20 protein-coding genes are annotated in these 19,080 nt (G+C 63.1%); 15 read left to right on the forward strand and 5 right to left on the reverse strand.

What is annotated here, in order from left to right; all coding sequences use genetic code 11:
• Together NCS03_RS29155 and NCS03_RS29160 are read left to right on the forward strand one after the other, a co-directional pair.
• On the forward strand, positions 1 to 993 hold the full coding sequence (locus NCS03_RS29155; protein ID WP_250530351.1) for an ABC transporter permease: 993 nt from the start codon (positions 1 to 3) through the stop codon (positions 991 to 993).
• A complete protein-coding gene (locus tag NCS03_RS29160; protein WP_250530352.1) occupies positions 990 to 1,868 on the forward strand; it encodes an ABC transporter permease in 879 nt (292 codons plus the stop codon). The genes NCS03_RS29155 and NCS03_RS29160 overlap by 4 nt, the downstream gene beginning before the upstream one ends.
• A gap of 23 nt (positions 1,869 to 1,891) precedes the next feature.
• Here the strand turns inward: NCS03_RS29160 and NCS03_RS29165 are convergent, their stop codons facing one another.
• Positions 1,892 to 2,704 (reverse strand): MetQ/NlpA family ABC transporter substrate-binding protein, encoded by an 813-nt coding sequence (locus NCS03_RS29165; RefSeq protein WP_008345412.1) that lies wholly within the window; start codon positions 2,702 to 2,704, stop codon positions 1,892 to 1,894.
• Positions 2,705 to 2,883: 179 nt separating this feature from the next.
• Between NCS03_RS29165 and NCS03_RS29170 the strand changes: the two genes are divergently transcribed.
• The 3 genes from NCS03_RS29170 to NCS03_RS29180 all read left to right on the forward strand — a co-directional run bounded on the left by NCS03_RS29170 (position 2,884) and on the right by NCS03_RS29180 (position 5,307).
• Complete coding sequence (locus NCS03_RS29170) at positions 2,884 to 4,059, forward strand: acyl-CoA dehydrogenase family protein (RefSeq protein ID WP_250530353.1); 1,176 nt, start codon at positions 2,884 to 2,886, stop codon at positions 4,057 to 4,059.
• A gap of 16 nt (positions 4,060 to 4,075) precedes the next feature.
• Positions 4,076 to 4,369, forward strand: coding sequence for a peptide ABC transporter substrate-binding protein (locus tag NCS03_RS29175; RefSeq protein ID WP_008345409.1), 294 nt, complete (start codon positions 4,076 to 4,078; stop codon positions 4,367 to 4,369).
• A gap of 119 nt (positions 4,370 to 4,488) precedes the next feature.
• Positions 4,489 to 5,307 carry a MetQ/NlpA family ABC transporter substrate-binding protein gene (locus tag NCS03_RS29180; RefSeq protein WP_175982444.1) on the forward strand — a complete coding sequence of 273 codons (819 nt, stop codon included), beginning with the start codon at positions 4,489 to 4,491 and terminating at the stop codon, positions 5,305 to 5,307.
• An 85-nt stretch (positions 5,308 to 5,392) separates the two neighbouring features.
• Here NCS03_RS29180 and NCS03_RS29185 read toward each other — a convergent pair whose 3' ends face one another.
• Together NCS03_RS29185 and NCS03_RS29190 are read right to left on the reverse strand one after the other, a co-directional pair.
• Entirely contained in the window at positions 5,393 to 6,829 is a 1,437-nt protein-coding gene (locus NCS03_RS29185; RefSeq protein ID WP_502801554.1) for an MFS transporter, read from the reverse strand.
• A 24-nt stretch (positions 6,830 to 6,853) separates the two neighbouring features.
• Entirely contained in the window at positions 6,854 to 7,327 is a 474-nt protein-coding gene (locus NCS03_RS29190; protein ID WP_250437739.1) for a nuclear transport factor 2 family protein, read from the reverse strand.
• A 234-nt stretch (positions 7,328 to 7,561) separates the two neighbouring features.
• Here NCS03_RS29190 and NCS03_RS29195 point away from each other — a divergent pair, with 234 nt between their 5' ends.
• The 3 genes from NCS03_RS29195 (at position 7,562) to NCS03_RS29205 (ending at position 10,077) form a co-directional block, all read left to right on the forward strand.
• Entirely contained in the window at positions 7,562 to 8,188 is a 627-nt protein-coding gene (locus tag NCS03_RS29195) for a TetR/AcrR family transcriptional regulator (protein WP_250437740.1), read from the forward strand.
• 461 nt (positions 8,189 to 8,649) lie between these two features.
• A complete protein-coding gene (locus NCS03_RS29200) occupies positions 8,650 to 9,531 on the forward strand; it encodes an NmrA family NAD(P)-binding protein (RefSeq protein ID WP_250530388.1) in 882 nt (293 codons plus the stop codon).
• Between the two features lie 84 nt (positions 9,532 to 9,615).
• The gene (locus NCS03_RS29205; RefSeq protein ID WP_250457676.1) at positions 9,616 to 10,077 is read left to right on the forward strand and encodes a MarR family winged helix-turn-helix transcriptional regulator; all 462 of its coding nucleotides are present in this window, start codon (positions 9,616 to 9,618) and stop codon (positions 10,075 to 10,077) included.
• Between the two features lie 75 nt (positions 10,078 to 10,152).
• On the opposite strand, the gene NCS03_RS29210 is transcribed toward NCS03_RS29205, so the two are convergent.
• Positions 10,153 to 11,334: an MFS transporter gene (locus tag NCS03_RS29210; RefSeq protein ID WP_250530355.1), complete on the reverse strand. Its 1,182-nt coding sequence runs from the start codon at positions 11,332 to 11,334 to the stop codon at positions 10,153 to 10,155.
• Between the two features lie 144 nt (positions 11,335 to 11,478).
• Between NCS03_RS29210 and NCS03_RS29215 the strand changes: the two genes are divergently transcribed.
• Positions 11,479 to 12,348 (forward strand): LysR family transcriptional regulator, encoded by an 870-nt coding sequence (locus tag NCS03_RS29215; protein ID WP_284504517.1) that lies wholly within the window; start codon positions 11,479 to 11,481, stop codon positions 12,346 to 12,348.
• Between the two features lie 34 nt (positions 12,349 to 12,382).
• On the opposite strand, the gene NCS03_RS29220 is transcribed toward NCS03_RS29215, so the two are convergent.
• Positions 12,383 to 13,189: a phytanoyl-CoA dioxygenase family protein gene (locus NCS03_RS29220; RefSeq protein WP_008345400.1), complete on the reverse strand. Its 807-nt coding sequence runs from the start codon at positions 13,187 to 13,189 to the stop codon at positions 12,383 to 12,385.
• A 103-nt stretch (positions 13,190 to 13,292) separates the two neighbouring features.
• Here NCS03_RS29220 and NCS03_RS29225 point away from each other — a divergent pair, with 103 nt between their 5' ends.
• The 6 genes from NCS03_RS29225 to NCS03_RS29250 all read left to right on the forward strand — a co-directional run bounded on the left by NCS03_RS29225 (position 13,293) and on the right by NCS03_RS29250 (position 19,028).
• The gene (locus NCS03_RS29225; protein ID WP_008345399.1) at positions 13,293 to 14,201 is read left to right on the forward strand and encodes a LysR family transcriptional regulator; all 909 of its coding nucleotides are present in this window, start codon (positions 13,293 to 13,295) and stop codon (positions 14,199 to 14,201) included.
• A gap of 234 nt (positions 14,202 to 14,435) precedes the next feature.
• Entirely contained in the window at positions 14,436 to 15,335 is a 900-nt protein-coding gene (locus tag NCS03_RS29230; RefSeq protein WP_175982437.1) for a LysR family transcriptional regulator, read from the forward strand.
• A gap of 186 nt (positions 15,336 to 15,521) precedes the next feature.
• A complete protein-coding gene (locus NCS03_RS29235; protein WP_033535663.1) occupies positions 15,522 to 16,868 on the forward strand; it encodes an MFS transporter in 1,347 nt (448 codons plus the stop codon).
• Complete coding sequence (locus tag NCS03_RS29240; protein ID WP_008345396.1) at positions 16,865 to 17,905, forward strand: amidohydrolase family protein; 1,041 nt, start codon at positions 16,865 to 16,867, stop codon at positions 17,903 to 17,905. The genes NCS03_RS29235 and NCS03_RS29240 overlap by 4 nt, the downstream gene beginning before the upstream one ends.
• Positions 17,902 to 18,570, forward strand: a complete 669-nt coding sequence (locus NCS03_RS29245) for an RraA family protein (protein ID WP_008345394.1) — start codon at positions 17,902 to 17,904, stop codon at positions 18,568 to 18,570. The genes NCS03_RS29240 and NCS03_RS29245 overlap by 4 nt, the downstream gene beginning before the upstream one ends.
• A 65-nt stretch (positions 18,571 to 18,635) precedes the next feature.
• Positions 18,636 to 19,028: a hypothetical protein gene (locus tag NCS03_RS29250; RefSeq protein WP_033535664.1), complete on the forward strand. Its 393-nt coding sequence runs from the start codon at positions 18,636 to 18,638 to the stop codon at positions 19,026 to 19,028.
• The last annotated feature ends 52 nt before the right edge of the window (positions 19,029 to 19,080 follow it).

Raw genomic sequence — 19,080 nt, forward strand, 5'->3', positions numbered from 1 at the left:
ATGCGGCTTACATCGGCGCTCGCGGGACGCAGGATCGGGCACAGGCTGATTCAGCTCGTGCTCGTGCTGCTCGGCACCACCGTGCTCAACTTCGTGCTGCTCAAGCTGATGCCCGGCGATCTCGTCGATGTCATCGCGAGCGAGAGCGGCAACGTGTCGCCGCAATACGTCGCGCAGTTACGCGAAGCATATGGCTTGAATCACGGCGTCGGGTGGCAACTGCCGCATTACATCGAACATGCGCTGCGGCTCGATCTCGGCTTTTCGTTTCGCTTCGGCGAACCGGTCGCGTCGCTGATCTTCGCGCGCCTGCCCGCCACGCTCGCGCTGATCGGCACGGCGCTCGTCGTCTCCGTCAGTCTCGGGCTCATGCTCGGCGTGCTCGCCGCGCGCCGCCCGCACGGCGTCGTCGATACGCTCGTCTCCACGCTCGCGACCATCGGCTATTCCGCGCCGATGTTCTGGACCGCGCTGCTCCTGATCGTCGTCTTCGGCGTGCATCTCGACTGGCTGCCGATCGGCGGTGTCGCCGATACCAACGTTGCGCATCGCGGCGTTTCGCGCCTGCTCGATCATCTGCGCCATCTCGTGCTGCCCGCCGCGACGCTCGTGCTGTATTACGTGGCCATCTTCGCGCGGCTCGCGCGGGCTTCGATGATCGAGACGCTGCAGGAAGATTTCATCCGCACCGCGCGCGCGAAGGGCGGCCGGCCGTGGTACGTGACGACGCATCATGCGCTGCGCCATGCGGTGCTGCCCGTGCTCACGATGCTCGGCCTGCAGGGCAGCGCGCTGATCGGCGGCTCGGTGATCGTCGAGACGGTGTTCGGCTGGCCGGGGCTCGGGCAACTGTCGTTCGAGGCCATCAAAAGCCGCGACGTCAACCTGCTGGTCGGCGTGCTGCTGCTCTCGGCGTGTCTCGTCGTCCTGCTCAATCTGATGGTCGATCTGCTCTACGGACTCGTCGATCCACGCACGAGGTCGAACCGATGAAGCCGCTCACTTTCCTGCGCCAGCCTTCCGCGTTCGTCGGCGCGCTCCTGCTCGCGCTGGCGCTTGTCGCGGCGCTCTCGGCCAACTGGCTCTTTCCCGGCGATCCGCTCGACATGGTCGCCGCGCCCTATCAATGGCCCGGCGCCGATCGCGCGTTTCCGCTCGGCACCGACCTGATGGGCCGCGACCTGCTCGCCGGTCTCTTTCACGGCGCGCGCGTCTCGCTGTCCGTCGGCGGGACGGTCGCCGTTATCGCGCTCGTGCTGGGCGTGCTGATCGGCGGCGTCGCCGGTTACTTCGGCGGCGCGATCGACCGCGCGCTCATGGCGATCACCGAGTTCTTCCAGACCGTGCCGCCGTTTCTGCTCGCGATCATCCTCGTGGCGATTCTCACGCCGTCGCTTTCGACGATCGTGTTCGCGCTCGGCGTGACCGCGTGGCCGGGCATCGCGCGGCTCACGCGTGGCGAGTTCATCGTGCTGCGCGAGCGCGAGTTCGTCCGCGCGAGCATCGCGCTCGGCGCAAGCGATGCGCATCTGATCTTCATCGAGATCCTGCCCAACGCGCTCACGCCGATTCTCGTTTCGACCGCGCTGCTCGTCGCGAACGCGATTTTGTCGGAGGCGGCGCTATCGTTTCTCGGGCTCGGCGATCCGAACGTGGTGAGCTGGGGCTCGATGGTCGGCACCGGGCGCGAAGCGCTGCGCACCGCGTGGTACATGATCGCGGTGCCCGGCTCGGCGATCGCCCTGACGGTGCTCGCGCTCAATCTGCTGAGCGATGCGCTGCACGCCGCGTTCAATCCGCGTCTGTCGAGAAGCCGCCGCGACGATGCGGCGTCGCGGCTCGAAGCCGTCGAAGGGCTGCGGCCTTGAGCGTTGCGCCGCAGCGTTCCCGCTTACTGCGCCGGCTTGGAGAATCCCGCGAAGCGCTGCTCGATCACGCGCGCGAAATCCGCCGACCGGTACGCGTTCGCGATGTCCGTCACATACGGCTTGTTCAGATCGGCCGTGCGTACCGCGACGAGATTCAGGTAGTACGGCGGAATCTTTTCGAGCAGGAGCGCGTCATTGAGCTTGAGGCCGGCCGCGAGCGCGAAGTTGCCGTTCACGAACGCATAGTCGACGTCATCGAGCGAGCGCGGCAGTTGCGCGGCTTCGAGCGGCACGAGCTTGATCCTGTGCGGATTCGACGCGATATCCCGCTCCGACGATTTCACCGGATCGACGCCGGGCTTAAGCGTCACCCAGCCGAGTTGCTGCAACAGAATGATCGCGCGCGCCTGGTTGGTGACGTCGTTCGGCAGCGACACGGTCGCGCCGTCCTTCAGCTCGTCGAGGCGCTTGTGTTTGTGGCTGTAGAGTCCGATCGGCGCGGTGGGCACCTTCACGAGCTCCGAGAGCGCGAGCTTGTGATCCGCCGAGAACTTCTTGAGATACACCTCGTGCTGGAATGCGTTGGCGTCGAGCGCGCCGTCGGCGAGCGCGAGGTTCGGCTGCACGTAGTCGCTGAACTCGACGATCGTCACCTTGTAACCTTCCTTCTCCAACTGTGGCTTGATACCGTAGCGAATCTGGTCCGAGTACGGACCGGCCGTCGCGCCGAAGCGAATCTCGGGCTTGTTCGGATCGGCGGCCTGCGCGAGCGATGCGATCATTGCGCTCGATGCGATGGCCAGCACGCCGGCCCGCAACGGATGGAACTTCTTCATTGGGTTCTCCTCTTGCTTCGCGCGCGCGAGGCAGCGAAGCGGTTATCGTCGATGGTGCGCGACAAGCTTACAAATCGGCCCATCCAAGCCAAACCAATGTATTTATCTATGGTTTTCCGGTTTGACGCCAAAGCCGGGCATCGAACACGGCGCACCCTTCATCGACAGGAGACACTGCAATGAGCCGCACTCAAGACGCCCCGTGGGCCGAGCCTTTGGAAGCGGTGCTGCGCGAATGGGCGAAAACCGCCGCGGCACGCGACAAGGCCGGCGGAACCGCCTTTCATGAGCGCCGCCTGTTGCGCGAGAGCGGCCTGCTGCGACTGTCGTTGCCGGTGGAGTACGGCGGCGACGGCGCTCCGTGGTCGACGACGCTCGATGTCGTCAGACGGATGGCACGAGTCGACAGCTCGCTCGCGCATCTGTTCGCGTTCCATCATCTGCAACTCGCGACGATCCGCCGCTTCGGCAGCGATGCGCAGATTCGCCATTGGTCGCGTGAGACTGTCGCGCAGGGCTGGTTCTGGGGCAACGCGCTCAATCCGCTCGACAAGAGCACGCGCGCGCTGCCAGGCGACGCCGGCGGCTATGTCTTCGATGGCCGCAAGAGCTTTTGTTCCGGCGCCCGCGATTCGGACCAGCTGCTCGCGTCCGCGTTCGATGGCGACGGGCGGCTGCTGATCGGCATCACACCGACGAATCGCGCGGGCATCACCGTGCTCGACGACTGGGACAACATGGGGCAGCGCCAGACCGACAGCGGCACGGTGATCTTCGAGCGCGTGCCCATCGCGGCGGACGAATTGCTGCTCAATCCCGGACCGCTTTCCAGCCCGTTCGCGACGCTGCGGCCGCTGCTCGCGCAGTCGATCCTGTGCCATATCTATCTCGGCATCGGCGAAGGCGCATTGCAGGCGGCGCGCGACGCGACGCTCGCGCAGACGCGGCCGTGGATTGCCTCGCAGGCCGAGCGTCCCGCCGAGGATCCGTACGTGATCGCGCACTACGGCGACTTCTTTGTCGCGCTCGAAGGGGCGTGTCTGCTAGTCGAACGTTCGATGCAGGCCTTCGATCGCGCGTGGGCGCGCGGCCTTTCCCTCACCGAAAGCGAGCGCGGCGAAGTGGCCGTCGCAGTCGCCACGGCGAAGGTGGCGGCGGCGCGCGCGGGGCTCGACGTCGCGCATCGCATGTTCGAAGTGACGGGCGCGCGCTCGACGACGGCGGCGTTGCGGCTCGACCGCTTCTGGCGCAATGTGCGCGTGCATACGCTGCACGATCCGCTCGATTACAAGGTGCGCGAGCTGGGCGACTGGGCGCTCAACGGACGAATTCCGAAGCCGTCGTTCTATTCGTGAGACGACGCGCCGCGCCATGCGCTTTCGCCATGGCGCGCGGCCATTCCAGCAAACTGCGCGCGATCTTCAGGCCGCGCACTATTCGAATCCGGAAGTGGACCGACTGCTCGAAGCGGCCTCGGTGGAAACCGACGAAAACAGGCGCCGTCAGCTATTCCGGCAGTTCCAGCAGATCGTGCATGACGATATTCCGTCGATCGAGTTCGGCGCCAATCCGAACATCACGATCGCATCGACCAAAGTGAAGAACCATGCATCCACAGGCGAAGGTCTGAGAGGCAATTTCGCGGACCTTTACATCCTGCCGTGACGCGCGCCGAAACCGAAGGCAGGCCGGCATAAGGTTATGCCAACGGATTGGTTATCGGAACGGGATCGGGTCCATAGAATGACCGGGTTCGCCATCCTCACGACAAGGACACAGTTCTCGTGCAACGACTCTCCCTTTCCCTTCTGCGCGCGCTGCTATGCGCATTTTTTGCCGTGGTCGTGAGCGCGACCGCGCAGGCGGAAACGCCCTTGCTCAAGATCGGCGTGACGAGCGGACCTCATGAGGAAATCTTCGAGGCGGTGAAAAAGGTCGCGGAGCGCGACTACGGTCTGCGCATCAAGATCGTGTCGTTCAACGACTATATTCAGCCCGACGCGGCCCTCGACGCAGGCGATCTCGATGCCAACAGCTACCAGCACCGGCCTTTCCTCTCCTCGCAGATTCGCGCGCGCGGCTACAAGCTGGTCGGCATCGGCCGCACGTGGATCGGGCCGATCGGACTCTATTCGAAGCGTTACCGGAAGTACTCGGACCTGCCGGACGGCGCGACCATCGGCATTCCGAACGATCCCGCCAACGAGAGCCGGATTCTCCTGCTGTTGCAGAAGGCGGGCAGCATTCGGCTGCGACAGGGCATCGATCCTGTCACGGGCGTCAACGCGACGCCCCTCGACATCATCGACAATCCCAGGCACTTCCGATTCAAGGAAGTGGATGCGGCGCAGCTTCCGCGCACGCTCGACGATTTCGACGCCACGACGGTCAATGCGGACTATGCGATCAAGGCCGGACTCAACCCGGCGAAGGACACGATCCTGCGCGAGGACGGCTCCGGGGTCTACGCGTGTCTGATCGCCGTACGCGAGCAGGATGCGAACAAGCCGTGGGTGCAGCAGATCGTCGCCGCCTATCAGTCTCCCGAAGTCAGGCAGTTCATCCTGTCGCGCTATCGAGGCGCGATCATTCCGGCATTCTGAGGGGCCGGGTGCTGGCCGAAATGGCACGGGGTCGCCATCGACATGTCCACGGCCCTGCAATGCCGTGAGTGATGGCGCGCCGGACTCAACGAGGCGCCGCCCTCGCAGCGGCATGAATGCTCGATCTCGAAGCGACGATAGACAGGACGGCTGAAACGGTCAGACTGCCGCCGACGCACATCATGGCGATGACCAGTGCCCTGGCCAAGGTCACCGAATCCGGCGAAGTCCCCGCGACACTGAAGAAAACACCGCCGATGACCGCGACACCCAGTGCTGCGCTGATTTGCAACGCCGAATTCGTGATGCCCGCGATCATCCCGGAACCGGTCGCCGGTGCGCGATTGATAACCGAGCGCACCAGCGTCGGCAGCGCCCAGCCCTGACCGAATCCCAGGAGCGCTACTGCTTCTATCAGCGGAAACTGAGCCGGCATCTGTCCGGGCGCGCCGGCCACGAGGGCGGCGAGGAGTATGCAGCCGGCGACCTCCAGCATCATGCCGATGGCGGGGACGCGGTCGCCGAAGAGGCGAATGGCCAGCGGGGTCGTCAGCGGCCCGATAAAGGCGCCGACCCCGAACGGCAGGAAGACCAGCCCTGTCTCGAATGGGCTCATCCCAAGCGCCGCCTGGAGGTAGACGGAGAACGTCAGGAAGAATGCAGAGACGACGTAGAAGAAGAGGACGCCCGTAAGCCCGCTCATCAGGCCGGGCCTGCGGATGAGCTCCACGCTGATTAGAGGCACGCCGCCTCGGCGGGCGTAGGCCATCTCATATCGGCAGAAGCCCACCCCGGCGACGGGGGATGCGATCAGCATTGCGCAGGCCCACCACGGCCAATCCAGTTCCCGCCCTTCGACCAGAGGCACGATGAGCAAGCCCAGCGTGAGTGCGCAGAGCAGCACGCCGATTCGGTCTACAGGTGCCGGGCTGTCACCGCGGACGTCGGGTAGCAACGGCAGCCCGAAGATCAGAACAGCGGCGACGACGGGCAAGTTGATGAGAAAGACGACGCGCCACTCAAGGTGAAAGACGTCCGCAGAGATCAACGCGCCCCCGAGCGCCTGCGCGGCTACGGCGGCCAGACCCACCGCCGCGCCGTATAGGCCCAAGGCGCGCGCACGCTCTTTCTCTGGAAACAGGGCGTGAATGGAGGCCAGTCCTTGCGGCGCCATGGCGGCGGCGCTCAGACCCTGCAGCACTCGCCCGAGGATCAGTATGGCGGGCGACGATGCGAGCCCGCAGATCACCGATGTCAGTCCGAAGCCCGTGACGCCGATCAGAAAGATACTTCGTCGTCCGAATAGATCGCCTAGCCGTCCGCCTGTGATAAGGAAAACCGCGTAGGCCGCGGCATATCCGGAAATGACGAGTTGCAGCTCCGCAGCGCTCGTGTGGAGCGTGCTTTGGATGGACGGCAGGGCGACGTTCACGATGAAGAAGTCCAGCGGCGGCAGAAATGCGCCCACCAGCAACACCGCGAACGCCGACCATCGACGTGTGGAAGAGGTTGTCATATGCATAAGTCCCGGCGGCCGCGGGCCGCATCAAGCCGGACGGCCGAAGCGCTCCGTTCCCGCGATGGGGTGCCAGTTCTGGAGCGGCGTCGCGTAGTGCATGGTGAAGGTGCGCTCGACGAATGCCCAGCGGCCTTCGCGTCGCTGATAGATGTCGCGGTATTGGCCGCTCACCTGGAGCGTGCCCTGATCGACGTCGTAGAAAAGACAGTCCGCCGCTACAAGGCCGTGGCCGTTGTCACCGTCCACCGTGATTAGCGCGTTCGCCATCCAATGATGCATGTGGGGCATGCGCTTCATGTTGATGCGCGCTTGCGCCAGGATCGCCTCCAGGCCATCGGAGTTGCCGTTCGCGCCCAGGTGCAGTCGCGAATCGGGATGCCAGAGCGTGGCCAGCAGCTCGATATTCATGGTGTCGAACGCCTCGGCGTAGTTGGCGATCAGCGCCTCGATGGCGAAGCGGCTTTCGATGGCGTCAAGACGTGCTTCGAGTTCTTTGGACATTGGCTTATTCCATACCGAATGGTACATAAAAGGCTAAAAAAATGCGGGGTTCGTGTGATGACCCCGCGCGGCTCCGGCTTTACATACCGAATGGTACATATTTAAAAGAATACGGAAGGCTGTGTCAACCGCTTTCTTGAACGGCCCGCTGACATGCACCAGAGGTGCCGACTCGCGACTTGCAACGAAATTATGTATCGACTAGTATGTATATTTCGACTGAAGGAGATGTTCATGGTTCAGCGGGGTCGGCCACGCACGTTCGACCGCGATGCGGCAATCATTTCGGCGATGCATCTGTTCTGGGAACATGGCTATGAATCGACGTCTTTGTCGCAGTTGAAGGCCGCGATCGGCGGGGGCATCTCCGCGCCCAGCTTCTATGCGGCCTTCGAGTCCAAAGAGGCGCTGTACAAGGAGGCGCTGGAACGATACATGGAGATTTACGGCAAGGTGACGCGCAGTCTCCATGACACGTCGCTTCCGCCACGGGAGGGCGTGTTTCTGGCGATGCTTCGGTCGGCAAGGATGCAGACCGAGAGCGGCCACCCGAAAGGCTGTATGGTCGCGCTAGGCGTTGTGGGGGCCAGTTCCACCGGCAGCGAAGCCGTCACTCAGTTGCTTCGTGAGGTGCGCAATCGCACGCGCGCTGGCTTCCGCGCCTGCGTGGCACGGGGCATCAAGAGTGGGGAGCTGCGCAGCAGCACGGATCCGGCGTCGCTATCCATCGCGCTCGACTGCTTTTTTCAGGGGTTGTCCGTGCTCGCCCGCGATTCAGTCCGGCATGCCGTCATCGAGAAGGCCGTGAACGACGCGATGGGGATCTGGGATGCCGCAGTAGACCGGCCGATGCCGCAGTAGAAGCGCGTGGTGCCGTGGAAGGCACCGATGCATATCATCACGATCGCTCATTCCCGCCGCCGCGCATGTACCGCTGTTAGCACCGGCAACACGCGGCCGGCCTCGTATATGTCGCGATACTGCTTCCGCTGTCCGTTCACGCGCTTCCAGATGACAAGGTAATCGCCCGCGTCATTCCGCAGGGACTCGGCCATCGGCCTTGCTGTCGCATCCGAATGAGGATGACCGGAAACTGGCGGGGATAGCGCTCTCCGCGCTGTATTCGACGGGGCGCATGGCGCATGGCGAGCGGCAGAGCGCGTCGTCTCCCTGCTTTCGTTTGAAGGATGTCTGTCGGCCGAATTTGCGCCGACGCTCCGCTCTGCGTGAAAGAGCCGACAAAAAACTTGACTATGCGAGCATATGCACCTAATCTCCATCTCGAGAGAGCATATGCTCTCACTTTCAAACGGAGCGAAGCGATGAACGGACCTGAGATTCTTGTGAGCGGTGCAACCGGACGGACCGGAGGCAATGCTATTGACGAACTGCTCGAGATGGGCAAACGCGTGCGGGCATATGTGCGTACGGATGACGATCGAGCGGAAGCGCTGAGGCAGCGCGGCGTCGATGTCGCGGTCGGGGACTTTACCGACATCGACGATATTCGGGCAGCGATGGAAGGCATTCGATCGGCCTATTTCCTTCATCCGATTGCGCCGGGAATCATCGGGGCCGCGGCCTATTTCGCGCAGGCAGCACAGGAAGCGGGCGTCACGGCGATCGTCAACATGTCGCAGATTTCCGCGCGTCGGGAATCGATGAGCCACGCAGCACAGGATCACTGGGTCTCCGAGCGAGTCTTCGATTGGTCGGGTGTCGCGACTACGCATTTGCGCCCGACGTTCTTTGCCGATTGGCTCGTCTATCCGCATTTCGCGCGGGAAATCTGGGCCACGAAGAAGATCGAATTTCCGTTCGGCAACGGCCGTCACGCGCCTATCTCCAGCGACGATCAGGGACGCGTGATCGCCCACATCCTCGCCAACCCCGAAGGCCACGAGGGCAGGACCTACACGCTCCACGGCCCCGTCGAGATGAATCACGTCGAGATCGCAGCCAAAATGAGCGAGGTTCTCGGCGCCCGGATCGAATACGCGCCGACTTCCATCGAGGAGTTTCGGATCAAGATGGAAACCCTTTACAAGTTTCCGCCGTTCCTCACGCAGCATCTGGTCGAAGTCGCGCAGGACTATCGCGACGGCATTTTCTCGGGCACTAACGACGCCGTCGAGAAGATCACCGGGAAGCCGCCGCTGTCGGTCCAGGAGTTCGTCGCGAAGTATCGGGACGCCTTCGTGTGAACAGGTCCTTGAATAGCTATCGCCGCACCTTCGCACGACGCGCGCGTAAGCTTCTCGCAATTAACCGAATGAGGAGTGCAACGGATGTTGCCAGTAAATAAGCCGCTCGGCATCGATCAATGCAACTGCTTCGCCGTGAGGAAGGCGAGCAGGCAGATCTCCCGACTCTACGATAGCCATCTCGAGCCCTCGGGTCTGCGCATCACGCAATTCCTCACCCTGGCCGCCCTGCGCGAAGTGGGAAGTACCCCGGTCAACGCGCTTGCCGAACGGCTCGATATCGAACGAACCGCGATGGGGAAGATGGTGGGCTTCCTGGAGCGCGACGGTTTCGTCACGATCAAGCCCTCGCCCACCGATGGCAGAAGCCGCCTTGTCGAACTCACCAAGGAGGGACGGCGCCTGCATGAAAGAGCAGCCCCTCTCTGGCAGGAAGCGCAACGGGAGTTTGAGCAGTTGAACGGTGCGGACAACGTTCTCGAGTTACGAGAACGGTTGAGAGGGGTACTCATCGGCGACGTGTCGATGCGTTCGTCGGAAGACTGAGCCTTCCGATGCATTGCGGCAAGAACGTCATTCGTCAAGCACGTGTTCCGCAACCAGATCACCGCACATGTCGAATCAATCGCGCAAACATCTTTCCTGCACGCCGGCACCGGCCACCCCCGGTCCGGCCTGCAACGCCAAAGACCCGCACGCGAGAACGAGGCCGACACCACACACTCCCGGCCATTGCCATACGCTCCACGCCCACACGCCCAGCAACGAACCGAGCGCGCCGCCCGCGAAGCGAATCGTCATATACAGTGTGTTAATGCGGCTCATCGCATCGCTCCTGATGCTCATGCTGCGTGCCATGTTCGCGACGTGTGCGCTTTGCAGCCCGAAATCGAGAACGATCACACCGGCGATCAGACCGGCGATACCGTAGCCCACCCACGCGAAGATTGCGAACGCCATGAAGAAAATTGCGGAGCTCGCCAAAACCACAAGACGCGGATTGCGCTTGTCTATCAGCTTGCCCGCTCCCGTCGAGGCCAGCGCTCCGACCACGCCCACAAGTCCGAACAGACCGGCGATCTCGCTGCCGTAATGCGCATTCATGCTGCGCAAATGAAACGTCAGCGTGACCCAGAATGCGCTGAAGGCAGCGAACTGAAGGGCCGCGATCGCCGACGTCCGGCGCAAGAGCGCCTCTTCGCGGATAAGCGTCCATAGCGAACCCATCAGGCGTCGGTACGTGCCCGACCAAGTCGGCGTCGAGCGAGGCAGCCTGTGCGACAGTACGGCGGCCGTGACAAGCATCGCTGCGGATGCAAGCCAGTACACGGTCCGCCATCCCCAATGCTGGGCGATCGATCCGGATACCGCGCGCGACATGAGGATGCCGGATAGCAATCCGAACATCACGATGCCGACCGCTTCGCCGCGTCGCTCGGGTCCTGCAATTTGCGCCGCGAAGGGCGTGAGCAACTGCGGCGCGACGCTGGTAAGCCCGGTCAGGAAACTGGCGGCCACGAGCCAGTCGAGTGTCGGTGACACTGCCACTGCGGCGAGTGCGAGGCTCGAGATGCACAGCAGCGTGCCCAGTATCGAACGTCGATCGAGCTTGTCGCCCAGCGGAACGAAGAGCAGAAGTCCGAGCGCATAGCCGGTCTGCGTCGCAACCGATGCTGCACCGGCTGCGCGCTCGGTGGTGTGAAACGTGAGCGCGAAGTCGGCGAGCAAGGGCTGATTGTAGTAGTTGTTCGCGACCACGATGCCCGCCGCCGCGGCCATCAGCCAATACACCGACCGTTTCATCTCTGTGCTCCTCAGGCTGCGCCCCGCCTTTGCTATTCCGTTTGCGACGAATGTAGACTATTCCGGATTTCGCCAGTATCCCTCTGATGCGGCAATCACCCTTGCTGAATACGGAAGAGCCGAATCATGGACCGCCTCGAAGCAATGAACGTCTACGTGCGGGTCGTCGATGCCGGTAGTTTGTCGGCCGCCGCGCGCGCGATTCCGATGTCGCTAACTTCGGTCAGCAGGCACATTTCGGTGCTGGAAGAGCATTTCGGCGCGCAACTGCTTCGACGCACCACACGCCATCTCGCGATGACCGACGAAGGTCGCATCCTGTACGACCGCGCGAAGGCAATCCTTGGCGAAGTGGATGAACTCGGCAGTGCGATGTCGGCGGGGCGTGGCAAGCTCTCTGGCCGCCTACGGCTCAGCGCGCCGAACCTGCTCGGCCGGCTGGTGATCGCGCCACTTTTGCCGCGCTTTCTCGAGCTTCATCCGGACGTGGCTGTTGATCTCCTGCTCGTCGATCGTGCGGTCAATCTGGTCGACGAGGGTCTGCATCTCGCGGTGCGCATCGGGCGTCTGCCGGATTCGAGCCTCGTCGCGCGCAAGCTCGGCGACATTCAGATGGTGACCTGCGCAGCGCCCGCGTACCTCGCGCATCGCGGCACGCCTCATACTCCCGGCGATCTGCGCAAGCACGATTGCCTCGTCTTTTCAGACGCACCTGGGGCCGTTGACTGGCGCTTCGAGTCGCGTGCGATGCGCACGCGCGTCAGCGTAACGGGCCGTCTGTGGATGAATAGCCTGGACGCGCTGGTACTGGCGTCGATTCAAGGTGCCGGGATCGTGCGCGCGCCCGCATGGCAGGTCGCGGAGCACGTCCAGTCGGGTCGCTTGCGGCCCGTCCTGGAGATGTACGCACCGCCCGCAACGCCGGTCCGCGTGCTGTTTGAACGCGTGAAATTGTCGTCGCCGAAAATCCGGATCTTCGCCGACTATCTCGTCGAACATTGGCCATCCGCATGACCGTCTTGCGCCAGGCAAGCGACGCCGCGCAAGTTCAACCGATCCGAACGCTGTCGAGAATCTCGTCTGAACCGGCCTCGAGCGGAGCGAAATTGGTCGAGCGCACATAATCCGGTCGCGGCTGCTCTACTTCTTCAGGCTTGTTCTTCACCTGGTTGTAGACGATATAGGCCTGCCATCGATCGTCACCGGACAGGTTATGACCCGACGCATGCACAATGTTCGCGTCGAAAAACACGACTGTTCCCGGGCGGCCGATGATAGGCACGGCCTTGGGATGGCTGGACAAGATATCGAGCATGGTCGGCTTCGGTACCACGTAGAAGCGATAACCGGTTGCCTCGTCGAACGTCGGATCGAGCGAACCCAGTTTGTGGCTCCCCGGGATGAAGTAGAGACATCCGCCCATTTCGGTCGGCTGGTCGAGCATGACCAAGGCAGTTGTCATCCGCGGCTCTTTCACGCCGTCGATATGCCAGGTGCCGAAGTCTTGATGCCATTGCCAGACGGAACCGTCGATTGCCGTCTTCAAATTGCACTTCGTGTGATAGACGTAGAGCTGGTCATCGTCGATCAGTTGTTGTGCCGGCCCGAGCAATCTGGGAGAGCGCACTGCGGCGTGAAAAACCGCCGATGCCGTCGGACTTTCTGTCTCGTGAACCTTGTAGATGGTTTTTGCAATGCCGCCCGTTTTTTCCCGGACAAGATGGTCGGTGTCAATCTTCTGGATTCGGCGCAACTCGCTCTTCATATGCGCAATTTCTTCTTCTGAGAAAAGCTCCGGCAGAACAACGAATCCATCGCGCTCGTATGCTTCCAACTGTGACGCGGTAAGTTCCATGAGGGCTCTCCTGACTTGTCGGCGCAATGTCACGATCGTAAGACCGGTCACGTCCAATGTAAAAGATATAATAAGTTGCGTATCGATACCTCAGAGGTTCCACATGGAACTGCGTCATCTACGCTACTTTCTGGTGGTGGCACGCACACTCAACTTCACGAAAGCGGCGGATGAACTGCACATGGCGCAGCCGCCGTTGAGCCGGCAGATTCGCGATCTGGAAGAAGAACTCGGCGTAGCGCTTTTTGAGCGACGGGGCAAACGAGTGTTTCTTTCGTCGGCGGGCCAGGTCTTCGAAGAACGGGCCAAGCGAATCCTGATGGAAACGAACTCCGCGATCGTGGATTCGCAACGCGCGGCACGAGGGGAAGTCGGCCGGGTGGCGGTGGGGTTCTTCGAGCACATCGCGTATACGCTGCTGCCGCCGCTCTTGCGCGAATTTCAGCAGCGTTATCCCGCTGTGACAGTCGAGCTTCGATGGTTTTCCTCCGCGGAACAGATCAATGCGCTCGACCGAGGGGACATCGATCTGGCGTTCGTCCGCTCTTTGCCGCCTGATACGCGACTGAACAGCGTCTTGTTGCTTCAGGAGCCGTTTTACGTTGCTATCGCCAAGGACAACCCACTCGCAGCAAAACGGCGGATTTCCATCAAGGACTGCAGGCAGTTGCGCGTCATCAATTACCGGAAAGATGTCGCGCCGGACTATCACGCCACCATCAACCAGTTGTGCGCGCTTGCCGGATTTTCCCCATCCACGAGCTTTGAAATGGGGCAGATCTACGCTTCGCTTGGCCTCGTAAGCGCCGGGTTTGGCGTGACGCTCGTACCGGCGTCAGTTCAACGAACGCACATGGACAACGTCGTCTATCGTCCTCTGCGCGAACAGCACGCGAAAAGCGAACTCTACCTCGCGTGGAAGGAACCCGGTCCGCCCCCCGCGCTAGGCTCTTTTGTTCAACTAGCGCGCGAGATAGCCGCGCACTACCCGCGAAAAGCGAAGGTCGAGTAAGCGCGAAGCGGTACGGCGTCAATGGCGATGAACAGGTTGGTTTTGAAAAAGGGAAAATGTCGGCGAACCTGCTCTGCTTTGCGGCCACCCTATGCGACGCTGATGCGATTGCTCGATCGCCACGCATTCGGCAAGATTCGGTGATCGCTTCGCCCGACGTCATCCAGCACACCGCCTGCATCGGCGCGCACTCATACGTTTGCAACGTTCGCCATCGTATCCAAGAAGGTCGACATGAATTTCAGGTCCTTACAGTGCTTCGTCATTCTCGCGGAGGAACTGAACTTCAGCCGCGCGGCCGAGCGGCTGCATATCGCGCAACCGGCGTTGAGCCAGCAGATCCGGCTGCTGGAAGAGCGGCTCGGCACGCAACTCGTCGATCGCGCGAGACGCCCGCTGCGGCTCACCGAGGCGGGCCACTATCTCTGCACCGAAGCGCGTCAGATTCTCGGCTCGTGGGAACAAGCCAGTCTGGGCGCGCAGGAAATCGGCATCGGGCGGCGCGGCTGGCTGTCGATCGGGTTCACGCGATCCGCGATGTACAGCATCCTGCCGCCCGCGCTGAAGGCGTTCCATCACTCGTATCCGGAAGTCGAGCTCAAGCTCTTCGAGATGCTGACCGAAGAACAGACCGATGCACTGCGCGACCTGCGCATTCATGTCGGGATCGGACGTCAGCCGCTCGACATCCCCGGTTGCACGTCGTATCCGCTGCTGCGTGAACATGTGGTGGCCGTGCTGTCGCCGGATCATCCGCTGGCGGGCAGGAAGAAGGTGCGTATCGCCGAACTCGAAGATACACCGCTCATCGTGTATCCGAAGCATCAGAACGCGCAGTTCAAGCGCACCGTGCAGTCCTTGTATCGCGATGCGGGCGTCACGCCTTTCATCGCGCATCAGGCTTACGAAATCCAGACGGCGATCGCGCTCGTCGCGGCGGGGCTCGGCGTGACCTTCGTCGGCGAATCGGTGGCGCGGCATGGACGCACCGACGTCGTGTTCCGTCAGCTCTCAGGCCCGGGTGCGTCGCGCTGGTCCACGCTCGCCGCCACATTCCGCACGGACGACGATTCGGCGCATCTGCGTGCCTTTCTCGCGTGCCTTCCTCCGCCGCTGACCGGCGCCGCACTATAAGAGAACGCTTATAGAAGCATAAGGAACGCGTCTTGGACGCGGGCCGGCGCGCTACTTATCATCGATTTTCATGTCCTGGGCCGGCATGCCTTACGCGCAGCCGAACGGACAGACGAGCGGCGCAGGCCGTTTGTAAAGCGAGGCCGCAGAGCCTCGCGATCCGATGAAAAAGAACGTGGAGACGGCATGGCCCCATTCAACGAAGCAGCAACGATGCGAAAGGTATACGGGCGGCTCATGCCCCTGCTCTTCGCGATGATGTTCTTCAACTACCTCGATCGCATCAACATCGGCTTTGCCGCGCTCGACATGAACAAGGCGCTCGGCTTCAGCCCCGCCGTGTTCGGCTTCGCAGGCAGCATCTTCTTCGTCGGCTACATGGTGCTCGAGGTGCCGAGCAATCTGCTGCTGCATCGCGTGGGCGCGCGCCGCTGGATCGCGCGCATCCTGCTCACGTGGGGCGCGGTCGCGGCCGTCACCGCGTTCGTATTCGACGACAAGAGCTTCTACGTGCTGCGCTTTCTGCTCGGCGTCATGGAAGCGGGTTTCCTGCCGGGCGTCGCGGTCTATCTGACGAAGTGGTTTCCCGAGCGCTATCGGGCGCGCGCGGTCGGCGGCTACATCATCGCGGGATCGTTTTCCGCCGTGCTCGGCGGCCCGATCTCGACCGCGCTGATGACCTACGCGAACGGCATCCTCGGCCTGCAGGGATGGCAATGGATGTTCATCCTCGAAGGCATTCCGGCGATGCTGCTCGGCCTGCTCACGCTGCGCATCATGACGGAGCGCCCCGCCGACGCCGACTGGCTCGCCGACGACGAAAAGCGCTGGCTCGAAACGACGCTCGCGGCAGAGCGCGAAGCGGTCGGCGGCAACGCGCACTTCCCGCTGCTGCGCGTGGCGGGCGATGTCCGCGTATGGAGCCTCGCGTGTCTCTTCGGCTGCGCGCTCGTCGGCATCTACGGGCTCTTTCTGTGGCTGCCGCAGATCGTCAAGAGTCTCGGTCATCTGAGCAACATCGAAGTCGGCTTTCTTTCCGCCGCGCCGCCGCTTCTCGGCGTGCTCGGCACGTTCATCATCAGCCGCAGTTCGGACCGCACGGGCGACCGCAAGAAGCATCTCGCGTTCGTCTACGGCATGAGCGCCCTCGCGATCGCGGGCAGCGCGTATGCGCCGAATCCGGTCGTCGCCTATGCGCTGCTGTGCGTGACCGGCCTCTTCATCTACGCAGGCAATCCGCTGTTCTGGAGCCTCGCCTCGTCGTTCAGGACCGGCGCGGCGGGCGCGGCGACCATCGCGCTCATCAACACGATCGCGCAGTTCGGCGGCCTCGTCGGGCCGTGGAGCATCGGGCTCGTGCGCAACGCGACGGGCAACTTCAAGCTCGCGTTGCTGACGATCGCGGCGTTCCTCGTCGTCGCGACGATCATCGCGCTCGTCATGCGTGTGAAGCCCGCCGACGACGAAGACACTTCGCTGCCCGCATCCGATTCGCACGAAGCGGGCGCACAACGACAGGAAAACCACGCATGATCATCGATTGTCACGGTCACTACACGACCTCGCCGCCGCAGCACGAAGCATGGCGCGCGCAGCAGATCGCCGCGCTGAAGGACGGCGCATCGGCGCCGCCGCGCCCCGCCATCTCCGACGATGAAATCCGCGAAAGCATCGAGAACGGCCAGCTTCGCATCCAGCGCGAGCGCGGCACCGATCTCACGATCTTCTCGCCGCGCGCCGCCGGCATGGGCCATCATCTGGCGACGGCGGAGGCCAACGCGGTCTGGTCGGAAGCATGCAACGACCTCGTGCATCGCGTCGTCGACCTGTTTCCGCGTAATTTCGTCGGCGTCTGTCAGTTGCCGCAAGCGCCGGGCGTGGCGCCCGAGAATTGCATCGCCGAACTGCGCCGCTGCGTGGAAGAGCTGGGTTTCATCGGCTGCAATCTGAATCCCGATCCTTCGGGCGGGCACTGGTCCGGGCTGCCGCTCACCGACCGCTCGTGGTATCCGCTCTACGAAGCGATGGTCGAGCTCGACGTGCCCGCGATGATCCACGTTTCGTCGTCGTGCAACCCGAACTTCCATGCGACCGGCGCGCATTACATCAACGGCGATACATCGGCGTTCATGCAATTGCTCCAAGGCGATCTGTTCGCGGATTTCCCGACGCTCAAGTTCGTCATTCCGCACGGCGGCGGCGCGGTGCCGTATCACTGGGGACGATATCGCGGACTCGCGCAGGACATGAAGCGGCCGCTGCTCACCGAATATCTGCTGAACAACGTGTTCTTCGATACCTGCGTCTACCATCAGCCGGGCGCCGAGCTGCTCGCAAAGGTGATTCCGGCGAAGAACATCCTGTTCGCGTCGGAGACGATCGGCGCGGTGCAGGGCATCGATCCCGAAACGGGTCATTACTTCGACGACACGCGCCGTTATATCGACGCGATCGAATGGCTCAGCGACGCGGATCGCCAGCGCATTTTCGAGGACAACGCGCGCGCGGTGTACGGACGGCTTTCCGCGCAACTGGAACGGCAACGATCGAACGAAGGAGCGACCGCATGAATCCGGCCGGATGGCGTGAATACGAATCCGCGGCTCAGGCGAGCCCCGCGACGCTCGCCGCGTTGCGCGAGCTGGCGGTATCGCTTCTGAGCGACAACATGGCCCGCGTGAGCGGCACGACCGGACTGCGTCCCTATCATCGTCCGAAGCCGATGGCCGGAACGGCCGTCACGGTACGCACGCGCGGCGGCGACAATCTCGCGATCCATCGCGCGTTCGACTACTGCCGCCCCGGCGACGTGCTCGTCATCGACGGCGCCGGCGAGCTCACGCAGGCGCTCATGGGCGACATCATGGCGAGCTTCGCGCAGAGCATCGGCGTGCAGGGTCTCGTCATCGACGGCGCGATCCGCGATGTCGGCGCGCTCGGCCAGCGCGACTTTCCCGTGTACGCGCGCGGCGTCACGCATCGTGGGCCGTACAAGAACGGGCCGGGCGAGATCAACGTGCCGGTGACGGTCGGCGGGATGGTGGTGAATCCGGGTGATATCGTCGTCGGCGATGAAGACGGCGTGCTCGCCATCGCGCCCGCCGACGTCGAAGCGGTGATCGAAGGCGCGCGCAAGCAGGCGGCGAAGGAAGCGGCGGCGCTCGAGTCGATCGCGGAAGGCCGTTTCGATCGTGCGTGGGTCGCGGTTCAACGCGACCGCATGATGAACGGCTGACGCCTTGCCGAACCGCCGCGAACGCGCGCATGATGGCGCGTTCGCTTCATCGACTATCGACCGCCATGCCCGACTTTCTCGACGCCGCCGCGCTCATCGACCTCGCGCGACGCGCGCAAGCCCGCGCGCCGCAACCCTGCGCGTGCACGAAAACGCCGCTCGACGGCTGGCAATCGCAGCCGCTGTCGCTCGACGAATCGCAGTTCCGCGAGATCGGCACGCTGTTACCGGAGCACGATCCGGAGCCGACCTTCGCCGAATATCTGCCAGGCAAGACGAACTACTGGTCCGCCGATGCGCCCATCGCGCCGCGCTTCTTTCCGTATAACCGCTGCGGCGTCTGGGAATGCTCGTCCTGCGGGCGGCTGTATCTGCGCTACACGGAAGGCGGCGGCTACTTCGTCGATCGCAGGATTCGCGCGGTGCGCGCGGATCTGATCGAAGACGTCTCGCCGTGACAATGCGCGCTCGCGCAGGAACGTCCGTTTCGCGCGAGCACGCATTTCAGCC

The sequence above is a fragment of the Caballeronia sp. ATUFL_F1_KS4A genome (assembly GCF_023630905.1).
In the GTDB taxonomy this organism is placed as follows: Bacteria; Pseudomonadota; Gammaproteobacteria; order Burkholderiales; family Burkholderiaceae; genus Caballeronia; species Caballeronia zhejiangensis.